Origin of the sequence: Amycolatopsis saalfeldensis (assembly GCF_900110575.1) — a bacterium.
GTDB classification, from domain to species: Bacteria; Actinomycetota; Actinomycetes; order Mycobacteriales; family Pseudonocardiaceae; genus Amycolatopsis; species Amycolatopsis saalfeldensis.
The window spans coordinates 224,889-242,940 of the sequence record NZ_FOEF01000012.1 but is presented as its reverse complement, the minus strand read 5'-3'; the positions used below and the strand labels follow the sequence as shown (position 1 = coordinate 242,940).

17 protein-coding genes are annotated in these 18,052 nt (G+C 72.3%); 4 read left to right on the top strand and 13 right to left on the bottom strand.

The annotated features are described in order from the left end of the window. Positions 1–20: 20 nt before the first annotated feature. The 7 genes from BMY97_RS26285 to BMY97_RS26255 all read right to left on the bottom strand — a co-directional run bounded on the left by BMY97_RS26285 (position 21) and on the right by BMY97_RS26255 (position 7,163). Positions 21–1,001, bottom strand: coding sequence for a LacI family DNA-binding transcriptional regulator (locus BMY97_RS26285; RefSeq protein WP_091621144.1), 981 nt, complete (start codon positions 999–1,001; stop codon positions 21–23). 110 nt (positions 1,002–1,111) lie between these two features. Continuing rightward, positions 1,112–2,314, bottom strand: coding sequence for an ABC transporter permease (locus BMY97_RS26280; protein ID WP_091621142.1), 1,203 nt, complete (start codon positions 2,312–2,314; stop codon positions 1,112–1,114). Then, positions 2,311–3,006: an ABC transporter ATP-binding protein gene (locus BMY97_RS26275; RefSeq protein ID WP_091621139.1), complete on the bottom strand. Its 696-nt coding sequence runs from the start codon at positions 3,004–3,006 to the stop codon at positions 2,311–2,313. Before BMY97_RS26275 ends, BMY97_RS26280 begins: the two co-directional genes overlap by 4 nt. Beyond that, complete coding sequence (locus tag BMY97_RS26270; protein ID WP_091621136.1) at positions 3,003–4,091, bottom strand: peptidoglycan-binding domain-containing protein; 1,089 nt, start codon at positions 4,089–4,091, stop codon at positions 3,003–3,005. The genes BMY97_RS26275 and BMY97_RS26270 overlap by 4 nt, the downstream gene beginning before the upstream one ends. Further along, positions 4,088–4,669: a hypothetical protein gene (locus BMY97_RS26265; RefSeq protein ID WP_091621134.1), complete on the bottom strand. Its 582-nt coding sequence runs from the start codon at positions 4,667–4,669 to the stop codon at positions 4,088–4,090. Before BMY97_RS26265 ends, BMY97_RS26270 begins: the two co-directional genes overlap by 4 nt. A gap of 57 nt (positions 4,670–4,726) precedes the next feature. Further along, a complete protein-coding gene (locus BMY97_RS26260; protein ID WP_091621131.1) occupies positions 4,727–6,481 on the bottom strand; it encodes a sensor histidine kinase in 1,755 nt (584 codons plus the stop codon). Further along, on the bottom strand, positions 6,474–7,163 hold the full coding sequence (locus BMY97_RS26255) for a response regulator transcription factor (RefSeq protein ID WP_091621128.1): 690 nt from the start codon (positions 7,161–7,163) through the stop codon (positions 6,474–6,476). Before BMY97_RS26255 ends, BMY97_RS26260 begins: the two co-directional genes overlap by 8 nt. Before the next feature lie 514 nt (positions 7,164–7,677). On the opposite strand from BMY97_RS26255, the gene BMY97_RS26250 reads away from it, so the two are divergent. Beyond that, positions 7,678–9,066, top strand: a complete 1,389-nt coding sequence (locus tag BMY97_RS26250) for a mercuric reductase (RefSeq protein ID WP_091621126.1) — start codon at positions 7,678–7,680, stop codon at positions 9,064–9,066. A gap of 1 nt (position 9,067) precedes the next feature. Here the strand turns inward: BMY97_RS26250 and BMY97_RS26245 are convergent, their stop codons facing one another. Beyond that, positions 9,068–10,144, bottom strand: a complete 1,077-nt coding sequence (locus tag BMY97_RS26245) for a saccharopine dehydrogenase NADP-binding domain-containing protein (RefSeq protein ID WP_091621123.1) — start codon at positions 10,142–10,144, stop codon at positions 9,068–9,070. A gap of 95 nt (positions 10,145–10,239) precedes the next feature. On the opposite strand from BMY97_RS26245, the gene BMY97_RS26240 reads away from it, so the two are divergent. Beyond that, positions 10,240–10,815 carry a TetR/AcrR family transcriptional regulator gene (locus BMY97_RS26240; protein ID WP_091621120.1) on the top strand — a complete coding sequence of 192 codons (576 nt, stop codon included), beginning with the start codon at positions 10,240–10,242 and terminating at the stop codon, positions 10,813–10,815. A 349-nt stretch (positions 10,816–11,164) separates the two neighbouring features. On the opposite strand, the gene BMY97_RS26235 is transcribed toward BMY97_RS26240, so the two are convergent. From BMY97_RS26235 to BMY97_RS26220, 4 genes are all read right to left on the bottom strand, one after another. Then, the gene (locus BMY97_RS26235; RefSeq protein ID WP_091621118.1) at positions 11,165–11,728 is read right to left on the bottom strand and encodes a chloramphenicol phosphotransferase CPT family protein; all 564 of its coding nucleotides are present in this window, start codon (positions 11,726–11,728) and stop codon (positions 11,165–11,167) included. A 6-nt stretch (positions 11,729–11,734) separates the two neighbouring features. Then, positions 11,735–12,994, bottom strand: coding sequence for a hypothetical protein (locus BMY97_RS26230; protein ID WP_143086300.1), 1,260 nt, complete (start codon positions 12,992–12,994; stop codon positions 11,735–11,737). Between the two features lie 62 nt (positions 12,995–13,056). After that, positions 13,057–13,764, bottom strand: a complete 708-nt coding sequence (locus tag BMY97_RS26225; RefSeq protein WP_091621113.1) for a polysaccharide lyase family protein — start codon at positions 13,762–13,764, stop codon at positions 13,057–13,059. Positions 13,765–13,822: 58 nt separating this feature from the next. Beyond that, positions 13,823–14,512, bottom strand: a complete 690-nt coding sequence (locus BMY97_RS26220; RefSeq protein WP_143086299.1) for a carboxymuconolactone decarboxylase family protein — start codon at positions 14,510–14,512, stop codon at positions 13,823–13,825. On the opposite strand from BMY97_RS26220, the gene BMY97_RS26215 reads away from it, so the two are divergent. Further along, positions 14,511–15,422, top strand: a complete 912-nt coding sequence (locus BMY97_RS26215; RefSeq protein WP_091621268.1) for a LysR family transcriptional regulator — start codon at positions 14,511–14,513, stop codon at positions 15,420–15,422. The two genes, BMY97_RS26220 and BMY97_RS26215, sit on opposite strands and share 2 nt — an antisense overlap. A 6-nt stretch (positions 15,423–15,428) precedes the next feature. On the opposite strand, the gene BMY97_RS26210 is transcribed toward BMY97_RS26215, so the two are convergent. Further along, complete coding sequence (locus tag BMY97_RS26210; protein WP_177231554.1) at positions 15,429–15,848, bottom strand: tautomerase family protein; 420 nt, start codon at positions 15,846–15,848, stop codon at positions 15,429–15,431. Between the two features lie 162 nt (positions 15,849–16,010). Between BMY97_RS26210 and ligA the strand changes: the two genes are divergently transcribed. Next, complete coding sequence (ligA, locus tag BMY97_RS26205; protein WP_091621103.1) at positions 16,011–18,002, top strand: NAD-dependent DNA ligase LigA; 1,992 nt, start codon at positions 16,011–16,013, stop codon at positions 18,000–18,002. Positions 18,003–18,052: the final 50 nt, after the last annotated feature.

Genomic DNA, 18,052 nt, shown 5'->3' with positions numbered 1-18,052 from the left:
GCCCGTGGGCCGGCGGCGCGTTACGGCGCGGACGAACCCCGGACGACCAGCTCGGCGGCCAGCTCGACCATCACCGGCGGCGCGATGACCTGTTCGATCGTGTCGACGAGGACGTCGACGGCCCGGGCGCCGAGGAGCTCGTGGGGCAGCCGCAGGACCGTGACCGGGGGCTCGGCGTGGCGGAGCAGGTCGCTGTCGCCGTAAGCGATCACCGACGCGGCCCGCGGGACGGCGACGTCCATCCGGCGCAGCGCCCGCAACGCGGTCACGGCCAGCGGGCCGCTGCCGGCGAACAGGCCGTCGACGGGGCGCAGGAACGACCGCAGGTCAACGGTTTCCGCCGGATCGAGGCTCCGTACCCGCTCGTCCGGGACCGGGTGGCCCGCCTCCGCGCAGGTGTCGCGGAATCCCTGCGCCAGCGCCGCCGTGCTCGCCGTGGGCCCGGGCGGGACCAGGACGGCCAGTGCCGTCCGCCCTTCGTCCAGCAGCCGGCGGGCGGCGGTGCGGCCGGCGGTCCACAGCGCGGTGCGCACGATGGTGCCGTCGGCGTGGGTCAGCTCTTCGTCGACCAGGACGGTGGGCAGCGGGTGGCCGTCCTCGTGCGAGGGGGCGGGCACCGGGCGTTCCAGGCTGATCAGGAGTACCCCGTCGATGGTCAGCCCGGTCAGGTCCTCGGCCAGCCGCCGGCCGTCGAAACCGGTGCCGACGGTGTGCAGAACCAGGTGATAGCCCCGTTTCCGGGCCTGCTCGGCCGCGCCCCGCAGGATCGGCTCCCAGCCGGTCGCGCCGGCCGGGACGACCGCGCCCAGCAGCTGCCGCCGTCCGGTGCGCAGGCTCTGGGCGGCCCGGTTCGGCCGGTAGCCCAGGTCCGCGGCGACCTCCTGGATCCTCGCCCGGGTCGCCGCGCCGACGTCGTGCTGCTCGGCCGCCAATGCCCGCGACGCGGTCGCTTTCGCCACCCCCGCCGCCTTCGCGACATCTGCGAGCGAGACACGCCGCATGTGCTGACCCCCTGGTGCCCGGAACCGATTCCGCCAGTTTCGCACACCGGCGGCACGGCACGGGCATCCCACGCGGGGGCGCCAAGCCGTTCACGGACGCGCCAGGGGGATCACGTGGCCAGTGCTTCGCTCGGCGGGAGCCGGGAAGCCCGTACCGCCGGGTGGATCCCGGCGAGCACGCCCACGATCAGCGCGGCGCCCACGCCGCCCGCGACCCCGGCGACGGGAACAACGGCGGGCCAGCCACGAGACACCGCGTAGTCCACTGTGACCAGCAGGCCGACGGCGCTGCCGGCGAGCCCGCCCAGCAGGCACAGCGCGACGGATTCGGCGAGGAACTGGCCGCGGACGTGCCGCCGGGTCGCGCCCAGCGCCCGCCGCAGCCCGATCTCGCGGGTGCGCTCCAGCACCGAGATGATCATCGTGTTCGCCACTCCGACGGCGCCGACCAGCAACGCCACCGCGGCCAGTCCGAGCAGCAGGCCGGAGAAGGCCGTGTCGGAGAGCTGCTTGGCCTTCAAGGCATCCGAAGGCCGGCTGACGAGGATCTTGCCGGGGTTGAGCGGGAACACGGTCTGCGCGAGCACACCGCGGACGGCGTCGATCTGGGCTTCGTCCACCCGCGCGTACACCACGGTGGGGTGGTCGTCGAACTTCAGGTAGCTGATCGCCGCGGGCCAGCCGACGAGCACGGATCGTTCGATCTCCGGGACGAGCGGGCTGGGGGCGAGCACGCCGACCACGGTGAACGCGCGGTCGCCGAGCCACACCTCGGGTTGCCGCCCGCCCGGCTCGAGCGAGGTGATCCCGAGCCGGGTCGCGGCGACCGCGCCGAGCACGACGGTCGGGAACGCGGCGTTGGCCGGGCCGAGAAAGGTGCCGGACGCGACGTGCGCGCCGACGACCGGCAGCAGGTCGTTCCCCGCGGCCAGCACGGTCAGCCCGGAGCCCTCGGCGGCCGGGATGGCCGGTGAGCGGCGGACCTCGGCATGGGTGTTGGCGACCTGGCCCGCCATCCGCACGGGCGGTATCCGCGCGGTCATCTTCGCCGCCACGGCCGGCACCGGCGGCAGCGTCCGGCCGTCGCCGTCGATCTGGGCCTCCGCCCGCAGCAGATTGGTGCCCAGCGCGGAAAGCTGGTCGTGCAGGGCCTGCTGCCCGGAGCTCGAGATGCCGATGACCACGATCATCGTGGCGATCCCGATCGAAATGCCCAGCGAGGACAGCGCGGCGCGCAACGGGCGGGTCCGGGGACCGAGCAGGCCCAGCCGCGCGATGTCGCCGGGACCGAGGCGGACCGCGGATCGCCTCATGCGGGCACCACCCCCGCGAGCCGGTTCGTGTCGGACCGGATCCGGCCGTCGAGGATCTCCACGCGGCGCGGCATGGCGGCCGCGATGCTGCGGTCGTGGGTGATCACGGCGATGGTGGCGCCGCCGTCGTGCAGGTCGCGCAGCAGGTCGAGGACCGCGGCGCTGGTGCCGGTGTCCAAGGCCCCGGTCGGCTCGTCGGCCAGCACCAGCGACGGGGCGTTGACCAGCGCCCTGGCGATGGCCACGCGCTGCTTCTCCCCGCCGGAGAGCTGATGCGGCCGATGGGCGCGGCGGTGGGCCAGCCCGACCCGGTCGAGGGCCGCGTCGGCCAGCGGCCGCCGCTTGCGCCGCGGCACGCCCGCGTACAGCAGGCCGGTGGCGACGTTCTCGGTGGCCGTCAGCCCGTCGGCGAGGTGGAAGTGCTGGAACACGAAGCCGATCTCCGTGGCGCGCAAGGCCGACAGCGCCCGGTCGGGCAGCGCGGTGACGTCCTGCCCGGCGATCTCGATCGAGCCGCTGGTCGGCCGGTCCAAGGTGCCCATCAGATTGAGCAATGTGGACTTGCCGGAGCCGGAGGGGCCGACGATGGCCAGCAGCTCACCGGGCTCGATGGCGAGCGACACGTCGGTCAGGGCGTGCACGCCGCCCGGGTATTCCTTGCCGGCCCGGCGGATTGCGAGTACCGGGGTCATGACACGGTCACCACCCGCTGCCCCTCGGCGAGCCCGTCGCCGGAGACCTCCACCCGGCCGTCGGCGAACAGGCCCGTCCGCACGGCGACCAGCTTCGTTGCCCCGCCGGTGACCACCTGCACGGCGTAACCGCCTTCCTGCAACGCGAGCAGCGCGCCGACCGGCACCGCGAGCACGTTGTCATGGTGCGCGAGGGTGACCACGACGCCGACGCCGCCGGAGTCCATTGCGGACACTTTGGACTGATCGTCGACGGAGACCGTCACGGACTGGCCGGGCGCGGAGCCGCCGGACCCGCCGCCCGGTGAGCCGCCGGCCGCCGGATCGCCGCCGGCCCCGGCGGAATCGGGCCCCATGGCCGTGACCGTGCCTGCCGCCCGGGATCCGTCCGGCAGGGTGAGGTCCACCTTGCCGCCGGCCTTGAGCAGGGCGACGTCGACCTGCGCGGGGTCGACGGTCGCGGTGACCTGCCGGGCCGTGCCGGTCAGGGCGAGCAGCTCCGCGGTCGCCGGTGCGCCCGGCTGTGCCTTCTGCGAGTCGACGCGGACCTCGCCGGGCAGCACGGCGGCGCCGCCGATCCCGAGCGTGCCGGTCTCATCGAGCTTGTTCTTGTGCTGCAACGCCTTCAGCGCCGCCGCCGTGCCCTCGGTGTAGGCATCGCCGGTGGGCGCGCCGCGGTAGCCCAGCGCCCGCAGGTTCGCGTTGACCTCGCGGAGATCCGGTCCCGGCGTGGCGGTGCCGTCGATCGGCCGGTACAGCGGCAGGTCGCCGACGAACAGCAGGACCGGCTTCGCGTCGACCGTGTAGAGCCGCTCGCCGCGGTGCACCACCGTGCCGGGCGCGGGCAGCCAGGTCAGCGTGCCCGGTTCCCGTCCGGTGTAGACGGTGGCCTTGCCGTAGCCGAGAGATCCGTTCAGGGTCACCGAAGTCGTCAGGGTGGTCTTGACGACGGCCGTGGTCACGGGCGGCGCCGGCTGCGCGGCGGCCGTGGGCGGCGCGGGCCGGGCGGCGAAGGCGTAGGCGGTCGCCCCGCCGGCGACGAGGACCGTCGCCGCGCAGACGCCCGCGAGGACGCGTTTCCTCACCGGCCGATGCCCCTGGCCGCGACTTCCTTCTCGCACGTGGGCGCGAGGTTCATGCCCTTGCTGATCGAGGCGGGGTCGTTCTGCGGCCCGCCGAAGCTGTAGACCTCCCGGTCACCCTCCGGTGGCTCCGCGTCGACGTACCGCACGCCCTTGTCCCGCAGGCATTGCACGACCGCGTGCACGAAGTCGGCGGCGTGCGGGTTGGCGGTGTCCAGCTCCCACGGCGGCAGCGGCTTCTTGGCCAGGCAGGCCGTCTCGGCCCGGTCCTCCGCCTGTTTGCCGGACTGGCCGGGCATCGTCACGCCGGGCTGCCCGGAGCCGTCGGCCGCGCCCTTGGGGGAACCGTTCTGGGCCAGGCAGGTCCGGTAGGGCGCGCCCAGCGCGTTCAGATCGTCGACGGTCATGTCGACGCGTTCGCGAGGCCGGCCGTTGTCCGGATCCGCCGCCGAGGTGGCGGCCGCGGCCGGGGTGCCCGGAGTGGACATCGTGGCGACCTGGCCGGGCGGCGGGGCCTGGGTCGAGCAGGCGGCGAGCAGGGCCAGCGCGGCCGCGGCGGCCAGCCATCGGGGAAGTATCACGCGGCCCACCGTGCCCGACGACTGTGAAGAACCCGTGCGAACGCCGTGAACGGTCCTTCACCGGTCCGCGGGCGCGGGCAGCCGTAGGGTGAAGGCGCTGCCTTCGCCGGGCGCGCTGGTCACCGTCACCTCCCCGCCCTGGGCCTCGGCGAGCTTGCGCACGATGGCCAGTCCCAGGCCGCTGCCGCCGGTCCGCCGGGTGCGCGACTTGTCCGCCCGCCAGAACCGGTCGAACACGTGCGCCAAATCGTCGGCCGCGATGCCGGCGCCGGTGTCGGTCACGGTGATCAGGACGTCCCGGCCGTCCCGCCGGCCGGCCAGGACGATCCGTCCGCCGGGCGGGGTGTGGCGGACGGCGTTGGCCAGCAGGTTGCCGACGATCTGCCGCAGCCGCACCGGATCGGCCGTCACCAGCAGATCATCGGGCACGTCGGCCTCGACCCGGCCGCCGTGCGCCGCCGCGACGTGGCGCAGCAGTTCCGTCGCGTTCAGCTCGACGCGTTCCAGCCGCAGCATGCCCGCGTCGGCCAGGGCCAGGTCGCGGAGGTCGTCGACAAGGTGTTGCAGCAACGAGGTTTCCTGCAGCAGCGAGGTCACCAGTTCGTCGTCGAGGTCGGCGAGCCCGTCCTGCGCGGCGACCAGCCAGCCGCGGATGGTGCCCAGCGGCGTGCGCAGTTCGTGCGAGACATCGCTGATCAGCTCGCGCCGCTGCCCCTCGGTCCGGGCGGCGTGCTCGGCCATCTCGTTGAACGCGCCCGCGAGTTCCGCGATCTCCCAGCGCGCCCGCACCCGTGCGCGCGCCGAGCCGTCGCCGGCCCGCATGCGCCTCGTCGCGGCGGTGAGGGTCCGGACCGGCTGGATCACCCGGTTGGCCAGCAGCATCGCCACCCCGACGGTCAGCACCAGCACGATCGCGGTCACCCCGGCAATGCGCAGCAGCCCGCCCGAGGACAGCCCGATGCCGGCCTGCGGGCTGCTCTCCATCGCCGTGACCTGGAGGTGCGCGATCGGCGCGACGTAAGGGCGCAGCACCTGCCGCCGCGCGTCCACCAGGCACTTGCCGACCTGCGGGTCCTGCTTCCCGGCGACCGGGCGCACTTCGCCGCGGGCGTCCACCACGACCGTGGCGTCCTTCTCCGGCGGCAGGCAGTCCTTCATCGCCTGCGTGATCCGGTCCAGCGCGGCCTGTTCGGTCGGCGTCGGCGTCACCCGGGGGGTGTCCTGGTAGCCGATCGGCCAGCCGGCGTCGGCCAGGATCTTGAGGCACGGCGAGGACTCCTGGCCCCGGTCGAGGCGCAGGTACGGACGCCCGCTGGGCACTTCGGCGATCGTCCCGTCCCGCAGGCAGTCCAGATCGCCCTCGATCCGGGCTTCCAGGTCGGCGTGCTCCTGGGTGGTCAGCTGGAACGGACCGGCGACCACGGGGTCGATCCCGTCGGGGAACTGCGTGCCGCCCACCGAGTTGTCCACGGCCAGCGGGTCGACCTGGACCGACGGCCCGGCTGGCGCGCCGTCCGAGCCCGCTGCGCTGCTGATCGGCGCACCGCCGACGGGAGTGAGGACAACCCGGGTGCCGGTGTACGCCGACAGTTGCGCCAAAGTGGGCTGGACCGCGTGCCAGTCGGCGTGCGTGGCCGCGTAGTCGACCATCGCGCTGTACGCCTGGCCGGAAACCTGGTCCACCATGCCCTGCTGCTCGGCGATGGAGCCCGTGGTCCCCTGCACCGCCAGCCACGCCGTCGCCGCGACCGCCCCGGCCGCGACCAGTACCGTGCCGGCCAGCAGCCGGACCCGCAGCCCGGCCCTAGCCATCGTGGGCGATCTTGTAGCCGACGCCGTACACCGTGTGCAGGTATTCGGGCCGCCGCGGGTCGGCCTCGATCTTGCGGCGCAGGTTCTTCAGGTGCGCGTCGGCGGTGCGCTCGGTGACGAAGGTGTCCTGGCCGTGCGCCTGGTTCAGCAGCTGCCGCCTGCTCAGCACCCGCCCCGGCTCGGCCATGAGCGCTTCCAGGATCCGGAACTCCGCCGGCGTGCAGTCGATCGGCCGGTCGCGCAGCCGCACCGCGTGCCGGATCTGGTCGAGCACCAGCTCGCCGACCCGCAGCGGCAGCACCGGCCGCCGGCCGGACGGCTCCGCGCGGCGAAGCAACGACCGCACCCGGGCCATCAGCTCCCTCGGGTCGTACGGCTTGGTCACGTAGTCGTCGGCGCCCAGGTCGAACCCGGCCAGCTTGTCCTCGGCGGTCGAGCGCGCCGTCACCAGCAGCACCGGCACGTCGGAGTCCCGCCGCAGCGCCCGCATCACCTCCAGCCCGTCCTGACCGGGCATCATCACGTCCAGGACGAGCAGGTCCGGGTGCCGCAAAGCCGCCTGCTCCACGGCCTCCCGGCCGTCGTGCACCACCAGCACCGAGTGCTCCTCGCTGCGCAGGTACCGGCGCAGCAGCTCGGCCTGTTTCACGTCATCCTCCGCGACCAGCACGAACGCACACATCCAAGCCTCCCTGGTCGGCTGTTCCGGCGATCCTATTGCGGGCGTTTCATCGGAAGTTCATTCCCGGCCCTTGGCGTCGCGGAGAAGTCGGCAGGCAGGGGAGGAACCGACGGGTGCTCATGGAGTGTCGTGCTGCTGACCACCGTGCTCGGTCCACCAGCTGCTGCGGGGTCCACGGCCGGTTCGGGTCCAGGTTGGCTGCGGTCACCGGCAACGAGCCCTCGGCCGAGGTGCGGAGCCGGATCATCGAGCTCCTGGTCCGCGACGTCACGGTCTCCGACATCCAGTTCGGCGGCACCGCGGGCGCCATGATCTCCACTGTGGACACACGACGGCGCGGACCTCGGCTACCTGAGCATGTGGGCCACCAGCCCGGACGGGCAGCGGCCGGCGGTGCTGGCGGTGAACGAGTACAACCTGCTTTCCAGCGACCGGGCCAACGCCCCGGTAGCCGCCCGCCCAGTACAGTTTCCCGGAGGAGGAGCCGGTATTCGCACCCACGGGAGCAGGCATCATGGCGGCTGAGGACTACGACGTGATCGTGATGGGCACCAGCCAGGGCGGCCGGTTCCTGCCGCTCGACCTGGCGAAGGCCGGCCGCAGGGTGGCGCTGGTCGAGCGTGGCCCGCTCGGCGGGGTGTGCGTCAACACCGGCTGCACCCCGACCAAGACGATGATCGCCAGCGCCCGCCTGGCGTATCAGGCACGCCGCGGTGCCGAGTACGGCGTGCGCACCGGCCCGGTTTCGGTGGACCTGGCGGCGGTGCGGGAGCGCAAGCGGGACATGGTCGCCGGCGCCCGGGCGGGTTACGCGGGCCGGCTGGGGCTGGACGGGCTCGACCTGATCGCCGGCGAAGCCCGTTTCACCGGGCCGAAAACCGTCGAAGTCGCGTTGACCGGCGGCGGGCTGCGGCAGCTGAGGGCGCCGGTGATCGTGGTCGACGCGGGCACCCGGCCGAGGCCGCTGGAGATCGACGGGGCAGCCGAGGTCCCGGTGCTCGACTCGACTTCGATCATGGAGCTGGACGAGGTCCCGGAGCACCTGATCGTGCTCGGCGGCGGGTACATCTCCCCGGAGTTCGGCCAGATGTTCCGCCGGTTCGGCAGCGAGGTCACCATCGTGCAGCACGGCCCGCGCCTGATGCGGGCCGAGGACGACGACGTCTCGGAGGCGGTCGCCGAGGTCCTGCGTGGCGAGGGGATCACCGTCCTGACCTCGGCGACGCCGGTCCGGGCCGAACCGGCCGGCGAGGACCGCCTGCGGCTGACCGTGCGCACCGAAGACGGTGAGCGGCAGCTCGAAGGCTCACATCTGCTGTCGGCCATCGGCCGCGTCCCGAACACCGAGGCGCTCACCCCAGGGGAAGCGGGCATCCGGCTCGACGAGCGCGGTTTCATCGAGGTCGACGAACACTTGGAGACCAGCGTCCCCGGCGTGTACGCGATGGGGGACATCACCGGCGGCGCTTCGTTCACCCACTCCTCGTACGACGACTACCGCGTCCTGCACGCCCAGCTTGTCAAGGGGGAGAAGGCAAGCACGCGCGGCCGGCTCGTCCCGCACACGGTCTTCACCGACCCCCAGCTCGCCCGCGCCGGCCTCACCGAGCGCGAGGCACTGGCGCAGGGACGGGAGATCCGGGTGGCGAAGCTGCCGATGAACGCGGTCGTCCGAGCCCTCGAAACCGGCGAGACGCGCGGCTTCATGAAGGCCGTCGTCGAGGCCCGCACCGGGGAGATCCTGGGCTTCGCGGTCCTCGGGAGCGAAGGCGGCGAGATCATGACCATGGTCCAGGTCGCCATGCTGGGCAAGCTCACCGCCGCCGACATGGCGAACGCGATCTTCACGCACCCGCTGCTGGCCGAGGGGCTCAACACCCTTTTCTCGCTGTTCGACGAGTGAATCAGCCGAGCACGAAGGAACCGCCGGCGGCGACGGCGAGATCGGGACCGAAGGCGGCGGCCGGGGTGTAGGCGCCGGGCTTGCCCTCACCCCGGGAGAGCCGGACGGCCACCTCGGTGGCGACGTCGGCGGTGAAGTCCATGCCGTCGTCGGCGCGCAGCCAGCCTTCGCGGCTGGTGCCGTCCGGCCAGGTGACGACCGCGTGCCCCCAGGAGTGCTCGCGGGGCCGGGCGGCCGCCTTGATCGGCATGACCGCCATCCGGCGGATGGCCAGCCGGCGCAGGGCCGGAACGGACAACAGCACTCCGAGCAAGGGCAGCATCGCTCGCACGGCCGGTGCGGTCGGCACCAGCGCGGAGGTGACGGTGACCGAGGGCGCTCCGCTCGCCCGTTGCGCGGCCAGCAGCTCACCCGACGGGGCTCCCGCGGACTTCACGGTCTGCCCATCGGGCAGCGCGAGCTTCTGCGCGTCCGCGCCCAGCCGCGTTTTGACCAGGCGGCCATTGGCGTAACGACGTCCGCCGGTGGTCAGCACGTCGACGAACGAGACGGCGAAGGCGCCCATCACCCCGGCTTCGGTGGCCACCGAAGCCAGCGCGTCGACGCGTACCCGCTGTGGGGTGGGACGGTCTTCGCACAGCTTCGCCACGACGGCTTCCGTTGCCAGCACACCGAATCCGGCGCCCGTCACGAACGTGCTGCCCGCGGCGGCGGCGTCCGGCTGCAGGCCGAGCAGCCGGGGGATGGCGGTCAGATCCGCGGCGAGGTCGACGTAGTGCCCGCCGGGCAGGCAGGCGCGTGCGATCGTCTCGGCAGTGCCGGCGTAATCCCCGATGGTGTTGACGACCACGGCGGGCCGCTGCCGCGTGATCTGCTCCGCGACGCGTTCGGCCGCGTCGGCGACCACCACCTTCGGTTCTCGGTCCAGGCCCGCCCCGACCTTCAGCAGCCGTTCACGGTCGCGGCCGACCAGCACCGGCGTGCTACCCCGTGCGGCCAGGCGCGCGGCGACCGCGCGGCCGATCCGGCCCGTGGCCCCGAGCACCCAGACCTCGCCGTTTCCCGTGTGCTGTGTCATCGGTGATCCCCTTCGAACGGTGATGTCTCAGTGTGTCGTCACCGAGGTTAGCACGAGTGACGACACACTGAGGCATCACTTGCTACCATCGTGGGGTGGCGAGATGGGATCCTGGAACGGAAGAGCGCCTGACCAAGGCCGCGCTGGAGCTGTACGGCGAGCACGGGTACGACAACGTGACCGTGACGCAGATCGCCGAACGCGCGGGGATCACCCGGCGCTCGTACTTCCGGTACTTCCCGGACAAGCGTGAAGTCCTCTTCGCGGGCTCGGAACGGCTGCCCGTCGCAGTGGCCGAAGCCGTCCTCGCCGCCGACGTGACCGCCGCCCCGCTTCCGGCGGTCCTCGACGCCGTCGGCAAGGTCGGCGGACAGCTCGTCGAACTCATCGAGGGCTCCGGGGCGCGCCGCGCCGTGATCGAGAGCAGCGTGGAACTCCAGGAACGCGAGCGCACCAAGTTCGCCGCGGTCACCACCGCGATCCGCGACGCGCTGCAGCAACGCGGCGTCGAACCCCAGCAGGCCAGGCTGGTGGCCCAGATCGCCGTCGTGGTGTTCCAGAACGCCTTCGACCAGTGGCTCGACGGCGGCGGAAAGCACGACTTCGGGTCCTGTTTGGACGAAGTCTCGGCCTCGCTCCGGGCCACGGTGGCCGGGCCGCGGCGTCGCTAGGGCGTGTCCTCAAAGCCACCTGATCATGCCTTGGTGGGAGGTGGCGGTCTTGCCGTGGCGGGTGGCGATAGCGCGATGTTGCCGCGGTGGTCGGGTCCAGTGTCTGCCCGGGCCGGGCCGCGCCAGTCAACACCACCGACAGCGGACGTCCATGACCATCACAAGGAAGATGGATCGTAGTGGTGGGCCCGCCACGAGACCGACCGTTAGCGTGATCATCTGGCTCAGTCCGTCCGTCGCAGGATCCGCTCCCCCCTGGGTGAGACCGGCGCCGGCGGCGTGCTGGTGTGCCCGCACAGGGTCCTTTGAGGACAAGCCCTGGGAAACCGGGGCGGCCGCAGGGCCTTGGTCACTCCGCGGGCATCCGGCCCGCGCGGAGCCGCTCGAATGCCTTCGGACCGCCGATGCCGTCGAGGCGGTCGACGACATCGCGGGCGCAATCGGCGGCGCTGCGGTGGGTCGTGTCCACGACGAGGTCGTTGTCCTCGTGGGAAAAGACCTGCGTCTGCGAGGCCGCGAGACCGACGGGCCGGTCGCCGCGCGCGCGTTCGCGACGGTCGAGTTCCCCGGCGGAACAGCGGACGTCGACCAGGGTGACGTCGTAGCCGTCGAGAACGTCGAGCAGGTCGTCGAGGCGCCACGGCTCGCTGAGCGGGTAGTCCATGATCACGTCGTTGCCCGTCGACACGAGCGCGGCGACGACGCGGTGGTAGCCACGCCGGGTGCGTCGCAGGATCTCCCGCACTTCGGCTTCGTCGCGGGCGCGGGTGTACTGCGTCGACCGCATCCCGCTGATGCCGTCGACCGGGACGAGGAACCAGGGATCGGGCAGCAGCGGCAGCATCGCCCGCCCGATCGCGGACTTCCCCGAACTCGACGGTCCGTTGAGCAGGACGACGCGGCCGCGTGGCATGCGCGATCAGGCCGACGGGAAGATCAGCGTGTTGTCGACGCTCAGCGCGATCTCGTTCGTCAGCCCTTCGGGAATGCTGATCAAGTCGGGTGTGTACGACTCGTCCGGCATTTCCTTGCCCTGCAAGGAGAACGGGATGGAGGACTTGATCGTCAGCTCCGATCGCCCCGCGGCCAGCCCGCGCAGGTGGAAGTCCACCCAACCGGCAGCGGGTGAAGGCTCGGTGGAGCGGCTCGCAAGGCCGATGATCCGGTTTCGCGTGAAGGCGGGTTCGACCTTGATCGTCACGTCCACCTCGAGCCACGCGACCGCCGTCTGGTACATCCGCCGCCGGAGCCGCCGGAGGGCATCGCCGTCCACCTGGTCCGGTGAAATCGAGCAGGATTCCAGGTATTGGCGGACTTCGCTCATGCTCGCCGACGTCCGGCCGTGCGGGACCGGCCACGCTATCGGCTGAATCAGCACCTTGCGCCAGGTCACCGTGATCGGGCCGTAGCGCACCGGGCCGGGCGCGGCCGGGCGGAGTACCAGCTGCAACTTCGCGGTCCGCAGCGGGTCGTCCTCGCCGTCGGGCTCGGGCGGCAGCTCCTCCTGGTGCGGCAGCGGCACGAGGGGGAGACCCATTCCCTGGGCCAGGGTGCGGGATTCCCGGAACAGCTCCTCGGCCAGTTCCGCTTCGCGCAAAGCCGCGAGGATGATGTCGCCGGCCTGGTCTTCGAGCAGATCGTCGCGCCGGGACCGCGAGCCCACCCGCCCGGACCACCCGAGCTGCTTGCGGGCGCGTTCGTACGCCGGGGGGCCCGCCTCCGCCGCCGCGTCGAGCATCGCTTCGGCGGCCGCCCGGTCCATCGCCTTCAGCGCGGTCCCCGCCGCCTCGCGCCGGCCGAGCGCGATGTAGCACAGCGCGACGTAACGCTCCGCCACCGCGAGCTGCAGCGGCGACAGCGCCGCGGCACCGGCCTCGAGGAACAAGTCCCGCGCCCGGCTCAGCTCGGCGACGCGGGTCTGCGCGTCGGGGGCCGTGCTCGCGTCGAGCAGCGTGCGCTGGCCGGCGCCGAGCGCGGTGGAATAGCGCTGCGCCAGGACCCGGTCGAGCTTGCGGCTGATCCCGTCCAGCTGCTCGGCGATCCGGTCTTCGCTCTCCATCAGGGCGCCCATCAGCTCCGAGCCGAGGCCGCCGAGGCCCTCGTTCCCGGTGAGCGCGCCGATCACCGCGGACACCCCGTACTTCGCCGCGATCACGCTGATCGCCGTCAATGGCTCCACCGGGGGAGCTTACTGAACGGCCACCGCGCCGGTGGCCCTTTCCCCGCGATCGGGGGCGCGGGTCAGCCGGTCACGTCGGCCAGGCTGGTGCCCATTTTGATGGTGCTGAGCCATTGGGTGGCCGTGGCCGGCGCCGGATGGTAGAGGCCCCACTTCAGGTAGTCCCGGGTTCCGTCGTACGTGGTGCCGGTGAAGGTCTCCGAGCCGGTGCCGAGTTTCTGGCGCGCGCCGTTGAACCAGAACTGGATCGTGCCCTTCTGCTGGTCCTCGGAAATCCTGAGCGCGTAATCGTTCCACTGGTCGCTGACGGCCTTGGTGTGCCACAGCAGCACCTTCTGATGGTCGTGCGTCCAGTTCTGCAGCTGGATCTCGCCGCCGATGACCTCGAGGACGATGGGGTGGTTGGCCGTGCCGGTGCTGGGGCTGCACTTCAGCTGGAAGAGGTAGCGGCTCGTCGAATCGGTGATGGAGAATTTCGAGGACCAGCCGAGATAATAGGTGCTGCCGCGGGAAACATCCGGTCCCTCCGACTCGCACCGCTCCTGGTTCGCGAGCTGTTTCACCTGCCACACCGGACCTTTGACCGGATCGGTTGTGGTGGTGAAAGTGTTGGTATCGCACTGGATTGACGAGAACGCCCCCGTGCCCTTGCGTGGATCCGCGGACCAGAGCGACGAACGGGCACCGGCCTGGACCGGACCGGTCGAAAGCGCGGCCAGAACCAGCGCGCACGTACCGATGACGACCGGCCGGGTGAGGAGCTTGAGCACGTTTTTCCTCCGCACTTTTCGGTGCGGCGGCGGCGCACAAGGGGCGATTCATCGGATGTTAGCCAAGCCCCGGCCGCTGCTCAACCGAGCTTGCCGATGATCGGGACGAGGGCGGCACCGGCACCCGGAAGCAGACCAGGATCGAGGAGATCGTCTGGTACTGCCCGATCAGGCAGAGGATCGCGACGACACCCGGCTCGCCGAACCGGCCGATCGCCTCGGCGTAGAGCTCGTCGGGCACCCCGCGGCCGGTCAGCAGGCTGGTGGTCAGCCGGTGGGCGGCGTCGGCGTCGGCGCTCAACCCGATCGGCGCCGTGCCGTCGACGAGCGCGGTGATCGCGGTTTCCGGCAGGCCGGCCGCGCGCGCCGCGGCGACGTGCGCGTCGATCTCGTACGCCGCCTGCCAGGCGCTGCCGACGGTCAGGATCACCGCCTGCCGCACGTCTTCCGCGAGCCCGGCCTCGGTGATCCGGCCGGTCCAGGCGCCGAGGCCCAGTGCGATGCGCGGGGCCCGGAGCAGGGCGTTGAACGGGCCGATGAACCGCCCGTCGGCGAGCCGGGCGGTGAAGCCGCCGGCCGCCGCTTCCGGGACGACGATCCGGGTCAGGACGTCGTGGACCTGCTGCTGTTCCTCGTCGAGATCGGCCGGGCGCAGCAGCGGCAAGCGGCCGCCGAGCCGGTCGGGGGATGACGGCATGGTGCTCCGTTCGGTCGTGCGGCTCGCGCCGCGGGTAGGTTCTTCGTTCATGGAGTGGTCCTCGACGACGCTGCGGATGTTCCGCGCCCTCGCCGAGACCGGTTCGTTCACCGCGGCCGCGGCGGCATTGGGGTACAGCCAGTCCGCGGTCTCCCGTCAGGTCGCGGCCCTCGAGCGGTCGACGGGCCGGCGGCTGGTCGACCGCAGGGCCGACGGGGCCCGTCTCACCGCCGCCGGATCGGTCCTCCTCCGGCACGCTTCGGCCGCCCTGGACGAGATCGACCGCGCCGAGCGCGTGCTCAGCGGAGCCGCGCCCGCCGTCGCGCCGATCCGCCTCGGCGTGTTCACCAGCGTGGGCGCCGCGCTCATCCCCGAGACGCTGGCCCTGATGCGGCGCCACGCGCCGGACGTGGAAGTCACCACTCGCGAGGGGTCCACGCCGGCGCTCACGCGAAGTGTGCGGGCCGGCACGGTGAACGTGGCCGTGCTTTCCTCGCGCCAGCCCTTCCGGCCGCCCGACGACCAGGCGCCCCTGCTGGAAGTCGAGACGCTGATCGAGGGTGACCTGCTGGTGGCGGTGCCGGCCCGCGGGGACCTCGGCCTCGACGGCTCGGTCACCCTCGCCGAGCTGGCCGCGGCTTCGTGGATCGCCGGCCCGCAGACGACCGGCGAGCCGGCCATGGGCGTCTGGCCGGCCCTGCCCCAGCGGCCCGCCGTGAGCCACGTGGCCCGTGACTGGCTCGGCAAGCTCACGCTGGTGGGCGCGGGACACGGCGTCACCACGATCCCGCCGTACCTCGTCGGCCTGGTCCCGGCGAGCGTGCGGCTGGCCAGGGTCGCCGACGGGGAGCCGGTCACCGGCCGCGTGGTGATGGCCCGCCTGCCGGGGCCGGCCGATCCCGCGGTGAGCGCGCTCGCCGACTGCCTGCGTGAGGCCGCGGCCGGCCTGCCGCTCGCTTGAAACCCGTCAGCCGGGGACCTTGTCCGCGGCGATGCGCTCGTCGAAGCCCGTCTCCGGGTTGAGCACGCGACCTTCGACCCACCAGTTGACCGACGGCGATTCCACGACATTGAGAGCGATGTCGCGCGGCTCCAGGCCGGTGCCGTCGGTCAGGTTGGCCACCAGCTCGGCGAACAGCTCGTTCAGGACCTCGACGGGCCGCGGCCCGAAGCAGAGCTGGACGAAGATGGCCTGCCGCCGCCGCTCCAGCCCGAACGAGACGGGCTCGGTGATGAGGTTCTCGTCCGCCAGCTCGTGGAAGAAGTGGAACCGGTCGTCCTCCGGGATGCCGAGGACCTCGACGAGCGCCTGGTGCACGGCGTCGGAGAGGGCTCGCTTGTACTCGGGCGTGGTGCCCCTCCGGAGGTAGATCTTCGTCATGGGCATGGGTGCCGCTCCTTGTTCTCTCTCGCGGCCGGTGGCCGCCCTTCGAACGTAAGCGGGGCAAGGGTTGTGTGTCCAACGCATGATGGGTATAGGTCGCATGCACTTTCGTCATGACGGCGCGGCGGCGGTTTTTGTCGGTGCCCCCGGGTAGCGTCTTGCCCCGTGAACGATGGGGAGCGCATTCGGGAGCTGGCCGACCAGATCGTGGTGCTGCGCGACGCGTACTACCGGGGTTCGCCGGCGGTGGCGGACGCGGAGTACGACGCGATCGAGGACGAGTTGAGGGGGTTGATCGAGGCGAATCCGGGGCTGGCGCCCGAACCGAACCCACTGGAGCAGGTGGGTGCGCCGGCGGTGCTGCACGCGCCGATCCGCCACTCGCGGCCGATGCTGTCGCTGGAGAAGGCGACCAAGCCCGAACAGGTGGTGGCGTTCTTCGGCCGTTTCCCGGGCCAGCCGGTGGTGGTCATGCCGAAGCTGGACGGGCTGTCGCTGGCCTTGGTCTACGAGGGCGGGCGGCTGGCGCGCGCGGTCACCCGCGGGGACGGGACGACCGGCGACGACGTGACCATGCTGGTGCGGGCCCTGACCGACGGGATCCCGGAGCGGGTCGGCGCGCCGGGGCGGGTCGAGGTGCGCGGGGAGGCGGTCATGCTGCGGTCCACCTTCGCCGCGTACAACGTCGCGCACCCGGACAAGCCGCTGATCAACCCGCGCAACGCGGCGGCGGGCACCCTGCGGGCCAAGGACCCGGCCGTGGTCGCCGAGCGGCGGCTGCGGTTCTTCGCGTTCGACCTGGACACCGAGCCCGACAGTGCCGAGACCGATCTGGGCCGCGCGCTGCAGACGCTGGGGTTCACCGCCGCCGAGATGCGCCGCTGCGCCGACGCGGACGAGGCGCAGCAGGTGATCACCGCGATCGAGCAGCAGCGCAACGATCTGGACTACGACCTGGACGGCGCCGTGCTGCGGCTGGCCGACCGGGGCGCGTACGCGGCCGCGGGGACCCGGTCGAGTTCGCCGCGGGGCGCGCTGGCGTTCAAGTTCGCCGCGGAGGAGAAGACCACCGTGCTGTCCGATGTGGTCTGGGACGTCGGCAAGACGGGCAAGATCGCGCCGGTCGCCTGGCTGGAGCCGGTGTTCGTGGGCGGCACGACGGTCACCCGCGCGACGTTGGCCAACCAGGAGGTGATCCGCGCCCGCGGCATCATGATCGGTGACACCGTGCTGGTGCGCCGCGCCGGCGACGTGATCCCGTTCGTCGCCGGGGTGCTGGACGCCTCGAAGCGCACCGGCGCGGAGCGCGAAATCGTGCCGCCGGCCACCTGCCCGTCGTGCGAGCAGCCGTTGACCGAGCAGGGCAACAGCCGGGAACTGTTCTGTACCAACGTTTCTTGTCCGGCTCAGACGGTGCGGCGGCTGATCCACTGGGCCTCCCGGGCGGCCGCGGACATCGACGCGATCGGCGGGGTGTGGATCGAGCGGCTGGCCGAGGCAGGCGATCTGGAGCACCCGTCGGACTTCTACCGGCTCACCGGGGAGCGGCTGCTGGAGTTCGACCGGATCGGCGAGGTCTCGGCCGCGCGCATGGTCGAGTCGATCGACGCGAGCCGGCAGGTGGGCCTGCGCCGGGCGTTGATCGGGCTCGCGATCCCGATGGCCTCGGAGGGCACCGCCGCGCGCTTGTGCCGGGCGGGCTTCGGCTCGCTGGAGGAGGTGGTCGAGGCGGGTGTCGACGGGCTCGTGGCGGTGGAGGACATCGGCCCGAAGGTCGCCACCTCGTTGGTGGAGCACCTGACCCGGCTGCGCCCCGAACTCGAGCGGCTGCGCGAGCGTGGGGTGTCTCTCGACGTGCGCGAGGAGGACCTCCCGCCGGTCGTGGCGGCGGGCGCGCCGCTGGCCGGCAAGACCGTGGTGGTCACCGGCGCGATCAGCGACCCGCGTTCCGGGGAGAAGGTCCCGCGCCCGACGTTCCAGCGCCTGTGCGAGAAGGCCGGCGCGACCATCGCGTCGTCCGTCTCGGCGAGCACGGACCTGCTCGTCACCGGCGCCGAAGTCGGCGCCGCCAAACTGGCCAAGGCCGAGAAGTTCGACGTCGAAGTCGCCGACCAAAGCGTCATCTGGCAACAACTGATCACCGCCGGCGTCATCTGAGGCCGCGGCTGCCGATCTCGCCGCGCGCCGGATTCGTCCACTATGGACTC

Excerpts from the sequence above, each read along its gene's own strand:
- BMY97_RS26285 (WP_091621144.1), bottom strand. The coding sequence starts at position 1,001 with ATGCGGCGTGTCTCGCTCGCAGATGTCGCGAAGGCGGCGGGGGTGGCG.
- BMY97_RS26280 (WP_091621142.1), bottom strand. The coding sequence starts at position 2,314 with ATGAGGCGATCCGCGGTCCGCCTCGGTCCCGGCGACATCGCGCGGCTG.
- BMY97_RS26275 (WP_091621139.1), bottom strand. The coding sequence starts at position 3,006 with ATGACCCCGGTACTCGCAATCCGCCGGGCCGGCAAGGAATACCCGGGC.
- BMY97_RS26260 (WP_091621131.1), bottom strand. The coding sequence starts at position 6,481 with ATGGCTAGGGCCGGGCTGCGGGTCCGGCTGCTGGCCGGCACGGTACTG.
- BMY97_RS26255 (WP_091621128.1), bottom strand. The coding sequence starts at position 7,163 with ATGTGTGCGTTCGTGCTGGTCGCGGAGGATGACGTGAAACAGGCCGAG.
- BMY97_RS26250 (WP_091621126.1), top strand. The coding sequence starts at position 7,678 with ATGGCGGCTGAGGACTACGACGTGATCGTGATGGGCACCAGCCAGGGC.
- BMY97_RS26245 (WP_091621123.1), bottom strand. The coding sequence starts at position 10,144 with ATGACACAGCACACGGGAAACGGCGAGGTCTGGGTGCTCGGGGCCACG.
- BMY97_RS26235 (WP_091621118.1), bottom strand. The coding sequence starts at position 11,728 with ATGCCACGCGGCCGCGTCGTCCTGCTCAACGGACCGTCGAGTTCGGGG.
- BMY97_RS26215 (WP_091621268.1), top strand. The coding sequence starts at position 14,511 with ATGGAGTGGTCCTCGACGACGCTGCGGATGTTCCGCGCCCTCGCCGAG.
- BMY97_RS26220 (WP_143086299.1), bottom strand. The coding sequence starts at position 14,512 with ATGAACGAAGAACCTACCCGCGGCGCGAGCCGCACGACCGAACGGAGC.
- BMY97_RS26210 (WP_177231554.1), bottom strand. The coding sequence starts at position 15,848 with ATGCCCATGACGAAGATCTACCTCCGGAGGGGCACCACGCCCGAGTAC.